This is a genomic window from Brenneria tiliae, assembly GCF_023347575.1.
Classification (GTDB): domain Bacteria; phylum Pseudomonadota; class Gammaproteobacteria; order Enterobacterales; family Enterobacteriaceae; genus Brenneria; species Brenneria corticis.
In genome coordinates this window covers 1-246 of record NZ_JAKPCB010000019.1, presented here as the reverse complement: position 1 = coordinate 246, position 246 = coordinate 1, and the positions used below count along the sequence as shown (strand labels likewise).

The 246-nt window shown below is 51.2% G+C and carries 1 rRNA gene; it reads right to left on the bottom strand.

From position 1 onward, the window contains the following. Positions 1-229, bottom strand: a 23S ribosomal RNA gene (locus MFP24_RS00085); the annotation flags it as partial. Positions 230-246: the final 17 nt, after the last annotated feature.

The following is a 246-nucleotide window of genomic DNA, read 5'->3' as shown; positions in this document are numbered from 1 at the left end:
GGTTGATTTCTTTTCCTCGGGGTACTGAGATGTTTCAGTTCCCCCGGTTCGCCTCATGCCACTATGTATTCATGACATGATAGTGTGTCGAAACACACTGGGTTTCCCCATTCGGGTATCGTCGGGTGTAACGGTTCATATCACCTTGCCGACGCTTTTCGCAGATTAGCACGCCCTTCATCGCCTCTGACTGCCTAGGCATCCACCGTGTACGCTTAGTCGCTTAACCTCACAACCCGAAAGTGT